Here is a 7,611-nt window from a genome sequence, read left to right on the forward strand (position 1 = left end):
ATGTCAGTTATTATTTCTCCAATTTCCGAAAGTTTAAAAACTTTTCTCGAAACAAAAAGTTATTCTAAAATCATTGTCTTGACCGATACAAATACCAAGCGTTTTTGTTATCCAGTTATCAAAGATTCTTTGCCGAAGCATACGCTTATTACCGTAAAACATGGCGAAGAAAACAAAAACCTTCAAACTTGCGAGCAGATTTGGTCGGCCATGACCGATGCACAGCTCGACCGTCATGCTTTGATGATTAATTTGGGCGGAGGAGTAATCGGCGATATGGGTGGTTTTTGTGCCGCAACTTATAAGCGAGGCATTGATTTTATTCAGATTCCAACCACCCTACTTTCGCAAGTAGATGCCAGTGTAGGAGGGAAGCTAGGCATTGATTTTCAAGGTTTTAAGAATCATTTGGGCGTATTTACTTTACCTAATGCAGTGTTGATTGAACCTATTTTCTTAGAGACACTCTCGGAAAGAGAAAAACGCTCGGGTTTTGCTGAAATCTTGAAACATTGTTTGATTCAAGACGGAGAAAAATGGCAAGAAATCAGAAGAAAAGATTTAGCCGACCAAGATTTACCCGATTTGATTGCTCATTCGGTTGAAATCAAGAAAAAAGTGGTCGAACAAGACCCAACTGAGAAAGGATTACGCAAAATTTTAAACTTCGGGCATACGCTCGGACACGCAATTGAGACGTTTTTTCTGCCTCAAGGAAAAAAAAGATTGTTTCATGGCGAAGCAATTGCAACCGGAATGGTCTGCGAGTCGTATATAGCTTATGAACGAGGTTTGATTGACGAACGAACGCTCGAACAAGTAGAAGAATTCATCTTTTCGATTTACGGAAAAGTAGATATTGATGCCGCCGATTTTGATACAATCATTGGGCTGACGCTTCAAGACAAGAAAAATAAAGGTAAAGAAGTACGTTTTTCGTTGATAAATGCCGCAGGAAGTTGCCTTTATGATATTGTAGTGAGCAAAAACGAAATGAAGAGAGCCTTAGAATATTACAAAGGCTAAACTCTGCAAGGGTGCAGACAGATAATTGAACAGTTGCGACCAAAGGCAGATGTAGCAAGATTTGAGATAAAGCAACAAAAACTTGATTTTTTAGAAACGATTGATTAGTTTTGAATATACTGCAATGGTTAGCTGCTTTCCGTTGAGATATTTATAAATAGTTGATAATAAGTCTTTTCTTGGCATAGCCACGAATCAATATCATTTTGTATTTTAAATTAGTTCAATTTGTAAGCCTTATGAAAAAAATCTATTTATTGTCTTCTGCACTCATTGTTTTAGCATTATCAAGCTGTAATTCCATTAAGCTTATGGTCGATAACGACTATAGCTACGAAACCGACTTCACTAAGTACAAAACTTACAATTTCTTGAATTGTGAGATTGATACGTCGTTTGTTTGTTCTGAAATCCAAGATGCCATTCGTCGCCAGATGAAAGCTCGTGGCTATAAAGTAGCAGCCGAAGACCCAGGTTTATTGGTGAGCTATAGCATCATTCGTGACCGAGTTGACTACAAGGGTTACTTCCAACCTTCGCTCGACCGTTGGGTCAATCACTTCGATGGCGATGATACATACAAAACTCAAAATTTCCATTTTGGTGGCGGAATGATTTTGGTGTCGTTGCTCGATGCTGAAAGTAGCCGTCTGATTTGGCGTGGATATGCCTCGGGTGTGTTCAACAAGCAAGTCAATAAACCAATCAATTACTACCGTAGTGTGGTCAGAAATATCTTCGACCAGTACCCGCTCTTTGCGGCAGGCGAAAAACCACGTAAGATAGAGGAGTTATAATTGGTAGTTTTTAGTCCGCATTCTCAATACAAGTAGTTAACACATTTCTGCCAACTGAATATTTAGAAACACAAAGAAAATGAAAAAAACTTTAGTTTTTCTCTCAATAATTGGGCTTTTGAGTAGTTGTATGCGAGTGTTTGTCGATAACGATTATCGATATTCAACTCATTTCAAGCAATACCAAACTTATGCCTTCGTTGATTGTGTGCGTGATACGACCGTTATTTGTGAAGATGTGCAGCAGGCCATACAGTACCAAATGCGAGCGAGAGGGTATGAATTTAATGCCCAAAAACCGAATGTTTTAGTGAATTTTACGATCTACAACGACCGTCTGAAGTACCAAGGTTATGACCAGCCATCGTTGGTCAATTGGGTTTCTACCGAAAACGATAACTATAAATATCAACCAGTCAAATATGCTTTGGGTAGTGGAACATTGATGATCTCGATCCTTGAGGCTGAAACCGGTGAGATTGTATGGCGTGGCTATGCTACCGGGATTTTTAATAAGGCATCGTCTAAGCAAAATTATTTCAAGAGCATTGTCAGAAATATTTTTGACCAATATCCGCTCTTAGTGACCGACGAAAAAGCCCAAAAAGGTAAAGGGAACAATATTTAATAAAATGCTGTTTGGCTTTAAGAGTCGAATATCAATCTACGATATTCGACTCTTTTTATTTTAAACTAACGCTAAACAACACCTATTATGCTAACAGAATTACAAAAAGGACTGTCGTTGAATACTCAAAAGATATTGAAATTTGCTGAGGGACTTTCGCAAGAAGAAGTACTTTTTCGCCCGTATGATGCCGTAAATAATTTTCTATGGAATTTGGGGCATATCACAACTGTACGAAATACGCTTATCAAAATCTTAAATCCAACGGCTAAATTGGAAGTTTACGAAAACGAAAGAGAACTATTCGGCAAAGATTCGGTCTTACAACCGAACGAAGCGTACCCTGCTTTAGCGTTTATTCTTGAGCATTTTGTGAAGCGTGGCGAACAAATAAATGCACTAATTGCGACAGCTTCGGATGAATATTTACAACAAGAATCGATTATAAAAATCGGCCCAAACCCTCGTACGAATGAAGATTTACTTTGGTTTTTTTATAACCACGAAACCGAACATTTGGGCGAAATGAAAATTCTTAAAAACCTCGCAAACCGACTTAGAAATGCTTAAAGTTTACGGAATCCCGAACTGTGATACAGTAAAAAAAGCTATTACGTGGCTCAAAGACCACAACGTAGCCTACGAGTTTCATGATTACAAGAAGCTCGGTATTAGCGAAGCCAAACTCGAAGAATGGCTCACGCAAGTGCCGCACGATAAACTCGTGAATCGTGCAGGTACGACATTCAAAAAACTAACTGACGAAGAAAAAGCAAAAATCACCGATAACGCTTCGGCGATAGCTTTGATGCTCGAAAAAACATCGGTCATCAAACGCCCAATTGTAGAATCAGACAAGATTTTGGCGATGGGTTTCAAACCCGAGGAATATGAGGCGGTGTTTGGGTGAGGGTGATTTCTATTGTATAGAAAAAGACTTGGAAGGCTATCTTTCAGGTCTTTTTTAGTTTATAGCAAAAAATATTTTCAAATTCGTGTAATTCTAATAAACTTCTGACGACTTATTTTTCAAAAAGCACTTAAATGAACTTTGCTGAAAAAGAATTTATCAATCTTATTGAAACCAATCAAGGCATCATTCACAAAGTTTGTGCAATGTATTGCCAAGATAATAATGATAAGAAAGATTTATATCAAGAGATTATCCTTCAACTTTGGAAGGCATTGCCTACGTTTAGCGGAAATGCTAAGGTAAGCTCTTGGATGTACCAAATTGCTCTAAATACCGCCATCACTCAATTAAGGAAAAGCTATAAGAAACCTAAATTTGAAGCGGTATCAGAGCCAATTCTTAATATTTCTGCTGATGATTACGATGAGTCTTATGAAGCAAAATCTGCTTTTTTGTATGCTGCCATTAAGCAACTTTCAGAGATAGAAAAGGCAGTAATTATGCTTTATTTAGAAGAATATCCGAACGAACAAATTGCCGAAATAATGGGTATTACGCAAAATAATGTGCGGGTTAAGCTACATAGAATACAAGAGAAAATTAAAGATATATTAACCACCAAGAATTATGAAAGAGCTTAATAAAATGAAAGAACTTTGGAAGGAAGTTCACGAAATCAATAACAATTATACACAATTTAATAAAGAACAAATTATGGAAAGTTTATCAAAAAAATCGAACAGTGTATTCTCAAAACTACAACTGAGTGTAAAACTCGAATTCATTGTTTCTGGCATCACCTTACCAATCATTTTACTGGCTGGGCTTTATTATAAAACAACCGAATACTATATTTTTTCACTTACTTTTACAATGCTTGCAATGATGCTTATGATAGTTTTGTGGAAAGACCTCAAGAAAATTTACAATTACGTTTCAGATAAGCAGAGTTTAAGAGAAAAACTTACTGATTCCATCAATCATTTAGAACAATTTAAGGAAATGTATTTCAAGGTTTATATGCTTTTGTGGCCTTTGGTTGGTTTAGCATATTATTTACTTTACCAACTTATAAAAAAAGGTCAAACCCCTAATTATATCTTTGATATAAAAATCTTGATTGCGATGATGATTGGCTCAACCGTAGTTGGATATTTTATTCAGCGATGGTACACCCAATATATGTATGGTAAGCATATAGATAGACTAAAAGGTTTAAGAAATGAACTTGAAAATGAAGGTTGATACTTTCTAAAGTTATAAAGGAGTGGTAGAAATATGCTTTCGAGTATATTTCTACCACTTTTTTTTGTGAGTAATGGTTACACTTTTTATCTTGTGGCGTATGTGACTAAAAAAACTGTTAAACTTAGAATAAAATGAAAGAATCAATTGCACCTCCACGCTCACCAAAATTTATACCACCTACTGCTCCAAAGCCAACTTCTGGGAAATGTAGGGTAGGAACGAGAAACGATGTAATATCGCCAATAAATCCACACGGGTTTATTGAATTTACCGAACCTCTCATATTCAATATTGGTACTACCAAAGATTTACTATTCTATATTGATAAAAAAACTAAGACGCCAAACGCTTATTTTAGTCAGACTCCGCAACAAATAGTGGTTTATGTATTTTATAGTTCGGTACTCCCTGTACCCGATGCTACAATTGCTCAATTAGAAGCTGTTATCAATAATAATATTACACCCACCGAGTTAGAAAGAAATATGTATGTGTATCTGGAGAGTGAGATTACACCCACAAAAATCAGAAATAGAGTAATTGATAAAGGCACGACAACTGTAAGGCAGGGATTGTTTGCAGGAAAGAAGTTTCTTAAAATTACCTACCCAATCGTTGAATTCAGTAAGGATTTTGGATATAATAAGGATATTTGGCACTTTACTGCTTCTTGCGAAATTTTTGAATCAGTAAATCGAAATGAGTTTAATGGATTGCCTGCCATGAGCCAACAGACCATTCAGTTTCTACAAACTGATTGTTTTGAGTGTCAACCAGATGCTTATCCTATTCATCAACCAACCAATAAACCAAGTAATCAGTTAGCATCAAATATAATTGATAGCTTTGAGCTACCAGCATATAATACAAGAGGAAAAATTGGTAATCCAAAATATGGTAATCTTTTACTTGGGCTATCAAATCATACTCCCAGAAACCAAAATAATGAATTGCTTCATGACTCCGTTTATTTCAAATATAAAGGTTGCCCTATATTATTTGTTTTTCACTACCATTTAGTAAAAATGGATTATAATGGCAACTATTTTAGTCCATTAGCTCCTGCTGGGTGTTATCATCCAATGGTTTTGCGAACTAATTTTAGTATAGTTCCAGATATTGTACAAGAGAGTTTAGATGAAGAATTTGATGGTGGAGGAGACCCTAAATCAATCCCATATCCATGAAAATTGCAGTTTTAATAATTCTTTTGCCCTTTTTAGTCGTTGCCCAAGATATAAGAGAGCTTATAAGAAAAGCTGATAAGAAATACGAAAACGGTAAGTATATTGCCGCTACCGAATTGTATTCGTCTGTTAATCAATATTATAGCTCGGTGAAGCAGTATGAAAATTACTTGCATTATAGTTGGAAAAAGGCATGGGCATATACCGAAATACAAGAACGAACAAAAGCCATTGAAGAGCTAAGGCACTCGATGGCTTTTGTTATTGGGAAAAAGTCAAAAATTCAAGACACCGCACTTTTTAAGCATTATTCTTTATTGTATCATAATTATGTACTTTTTTCAAGACCCGATTCGGCAGAATATTTCGCTGAACTCAATGATAAATTACTGCTGAAGAATCCTCGAATCGGAAATATAGCTAATGCTTATTATTATTTCAGAATTAGAGGATACATCGAAGACGTAAAAGGAAATTTTGCATTAAGTGAACCGTATTTTAAGAAAGCCTCTAAGATTATAGAAAAACTTCCAGTATCAGAAAAATATCAGGCCTACAATGGAATGGGTATGCATTATCAAATACAAAACAACAACGAAGTTGCTAAAAAGTATTTTCTTTTGGGGTATAACCAAGCATTAAACGATATTGACAAAGCTTATTTTATCTTAAATGTCGCTGCAACAACTTCGGAAGCTAAGGTTTTTGAAATGCGTGAATACCTCCAAAAAGCTAAAAATCACTATAAAAAGCATAAAATCATTGATAATAAATTAGCTTATGATTTGGCTTTGAGAGAAGGTATTGTTTGTATCTTAGAAGGAAATTATGATAATGCAGAAAAGAACTATAAGCACTGCATAGAAATTTGTGAAAAAGCATACCTTGGGCGTACACCTTGGATGCAAAATACTGCTTATGTAAGATTGAGTCAAAATGCAGTTTTGCAAAATGAACTAAAAAAAGCAATAGACTATGCCCAAAAGGCTATTCAAGCTATTCATTTTGATTTTAAAGAAGATAATGTTTTCAAGAATCCATCATTCAACCGTGGAATTGTTGATAGATTGTTGCACGATGCTCTTACCCAAAAGGCAAAAGTAGCTGTCTTAATTTTTAAACAAACAAAAGACAAAAGATACCTTACCTTAGCATCTGAAATCTTTAGTTTACAATCGGCACTTGCCACCAAAATAAGAGTCGGATACGAGGGCGAATCTTCTAAATTATTTTTGGCAAGTCAGGTAAAGTCAACGTTTGATTTAGGTATAGAGGCATTGTGGGATATTGATAGCCAAAAATGCTTTGAGCTGCAAGAAAGAACAAAATCAAGTATCTTACTTGATGCTCTTTTGAACGCTGAAAATAGGGTGAAATTTCTGCCCGATTCTATACGCAAAAAAGAAGATAATCTTGATAAAGAACGCACAGCATTGATTAGGTCGATATCAAATGTGACTAATGCAAAGCAAAAAGATAGTATTGTAAGCTTGATTGCAGATAAAGATATTGCCCTCGAAGCGTTTCAGAAAAAACTAAATATTGATTTTCCTCTCTATGCAAAAGAGAAATATAACCAGGATATACCTACAATTAAGCAAATTCAAAACTCAATAGACCAATCAACTTCTATTATTTCTTATCATTTAACACCCCAGAAATTATATTTTTTTGTTATAGATAAATCTGCTTATCAAGTTAAAAAAGTAATGCTTGACAGTAATTTTTTGCATAAAATAGGAAATTTCAGAAACCTCTTAGCCAATTCGCCACAAGGCAAAAAATATAATGCACAAGCTCTCTCAGCCGAAC

Annotated in this window: 9 protein-coding genes; all 9 read left to right on the forward strand. The window is 35.3% G+C overall.

Annotation, left to right across the window (positions count from 1 at the left end; genetic code table 11):
* A partial coding sequence (gene aroB / locus ACOVO2_RS11195) for a 3-dehydroquinate synthase (RefSeq protein ID WP_421770053.1) occupies positions 1 to 1,026 on the forward strand: 1,026 nt, incomplete at its 5' end.
* Positions 1,027 to 1,265: 239 nt separating this feature from the next.
* On the forward strand, positions 1,266 to 1,823 hold the full coding sequence (locus ACOVO2_RS11200; RefSeq protein ID WP_421770054.1) for a DUF4136 domain-containing protein: 558 nt from the start codon (positions 1,266 to 1,268) through the stop codon (positions 1,821 to 1,823).
* Positions 1,824 to 1,902: 79 nt separating this feature from the next.
* Positions 1,903 to 2,451: a DUF4136 domain-containing protein gene (locus tag ACOVO2_RS11205; RefSeq protein ID WP_421770055.1), complete on the forward strand. Its 549-nt coding sequence runs from the start codon at positions 1,903 to 1,905 to the stop codon at positions 2,449 to 2,451.
* An 87-nt stretch (positions 2,452 to 2,538) separates the two neighbouring features.
* Positions 2,539 to 3,021: a DinB family protein gene (locus ACOVO2_RS11210; RefSeq protein ID WP_421770056.1), complete on the forward strand. Its 483-nt coding sequence runs from the start codon at positions 2,539 to 2,541 to the stop codon at positions 3,019 to 3,021.
* On the forward strand, positions 3,014 to 3,361 hold the full coding sequence (locus tag ACOVO2_RS11215; RefSeq protein ID WP_421770057.1) for an arsenate reductase: 348 nt from the start codon (positions 3,014 to 3,016) through the stop codon (positions 3,359 to 3,361). The genes ACOVO2_RS11210 and ACOVO2_RS11215 overlap by 8 nt, the downstream gene beginning before the upstream one ends.
* 134 nt (positions 3,362 to 3,495) lie before the next feature.
* Positions 3,496 to 4,005 carry an RNA polymerase sigma factor gene (locus ACOVO2_RS11220; RefSeq protein WP_421770058.1) on the forward strand — a complete coding sequence of 170 codons (510 nt, stop codon included), beginning with the start codon at positions 3,496 to 3,498 and terminating at the stop codon, positions 4,003 to 4,005.
* Positions 3,992 to 4,609, forward strand: a complete 618-nt coding sequence (locus ACOVO2_RS11225) for a hypothetical protein (RefSeq protein ID WP_421770059.1) — start codon at positions 3,992 to 3,994, stop codon at positions 4,607 to 4,609. The genes ACOVO2_RS11220 and ACOVO2_RS11225 overlap by 14 nt, the downstream gene beginning before the upstream one ends.
* A gap of 134 nt (positions 4,610 to 4,743) precedes the next feature.
* Complete coding sequence (locus tag ACOVO2_RS11230) at positions 4,744 to 5,799, forward strand: hypothetical protein (RefSeq protein ID WP_421770060.1); 1,056 nt, start codon at positions 4,744 to 4,746, stop codon at positions 5,797 to 5,799.
* Positions 5,796 to 7,611, forward strand: a 1,816-nt coding sequence (locus ACOVO2_RS11235; RefSeq protein WP_421770061.1) for a tetratricopeptide repeat protein, incomplete at its 3' end; no start/stop codon positions are given. The genes ACOVO2_RS11230 and ACOVO2_RS11235, both read left to right, overlap by 4 nt.

It is taken from the genome of Emticicia sp., assembly GCF_049241225.1.
Classification (GTDB): Bacteria; Bacteroidota; Bacteroidia; order Cytophagales; family Spirosomataceae; genus Emticicia.

What these genes read in the sequence shown, in the direction of transcription:
- ACOVO2_RS11200 (WP_421770054.1), top strand. Translation starts at nt 1,266, where the DNA reads ATGAAAAAAATCTATTTATTGTCTTCTGCACTCATTGTTTTAGCATTA.
- ACOVO2_RS11205 (WP_421770055.1), top strand. Translation starts at nt 1,903, where the DNA reads ATGAAAAAAACTTTAGTTTTTCTCTCAATAATTGGGCTTTTGAGTAGT.
- ACOVO2_RS11210 (WP_421770056.1), top strand. Translation starts at nt 2,539, where the DNA reads ATGCTAACAGAATTACAAAAAGGACTGTCGTTGAATACTCAAAAGATA.
- ACOVO2_RS11215 (WP_421770057.1), top strand. Translation starts at nt 3,014, where the DNA reads ATGCTTAAAGTTTACGGAATCCCGAACTGTGATACAGTAAAAAAAGCT.
- ACOVO2_RS11220 (WP_421770058.1), top strand. Translation starts at nt 3,496, where the DNA reads ATGAACTTTGCTGAAAAAGAATTTATCAATCTTATTGAAACCAATCAA.
- ACOVO2_RS11225 (WP_421770059.1), top strand. Translation starts at nt 3,992, where the DNA reads ATGAAAGAGCTTAATAAAATGAAAGAACTTTGGAAGGAAGTTCACGAA.
- ACOVO2_RS11230 (WP_421770060.1), top strand. Translation starts at nt 4,744, where the DNA reads ATGAAAGAATCAATTGCACCTCCACGCTCACCAAAATTTATACCACCT.